The sequence below is a fragment of the Blastopirellula marina genome, from assembly GCF_002967715.1.
Lineage (GTDB): Bacteria > Planctomycetota > Planctomycetia > Pirellulales > Pirellulaceae > Bremerella > Bremerella marina_B.
Genome location: NZ_PUIA01000084.1, coordinates 1 through 534, shown reverse-complemented (window position 1 = coordinate 534; position 534 = coordinate 1). Strand labels below are relative to the sequence as shown.

The 534-nt window shown below is 61.0% G+C and carries 1 pseudogene; it reads right to left on the bottom strand.

Annotated elements, in window-relative coordinates:
• Window positions 1-534 (bottom strand): annotated as a pseudogene (locus C5Y96_RS24965) (dehydrogenase); the annotation flags it as partial.

Here is a 534-nt window from a genome sequence, read left to right as displayed (position 1 = left end):
AGACCGGATTAGCTTCCGCAACGATCCCCAAATCGGCGCCGCCGCCAACGCCTACTTCATGCCACTGCGAGTTTTGCAGAAAGCTTTGCTTGTTGGGCAAGTAGACCAGATCACCGGCCGCGCCCCGGGCGCCTTTGCCAAGCTGAGTGGCGTTGCTCGAGAGTTGGGCTGTGGCTAGCTCGTTGGTGAGCGACGCCGGCAGATGCAGCCGATTGACGTCGATCGCTTGGGCGCCGGGGATGAGTTCGGCCTCCGGATCGCCAGGCGGGCGAGTCAGCGAGAGATAGGCGAACAGGTCGATCAGCTCTTGCTCGCTCAGTTGCTTTTCGAGTCCTTCCGGCATCAGCGACAACTGGCTGACGCGGATCGCCTCGACATCGTCGCGAGGAATCGTCTCCAGCTTGCCACCTTGCAGTTTCAACACGACGCGTTGCTCGTTGTCTTCGACCATCAGGCCGGTCAGCGCGCGACCATCGGCGGTCAGGACCAAGCGGCCTTGATAGTCAGGCCCGATCACCAAACTAGGATCAAACA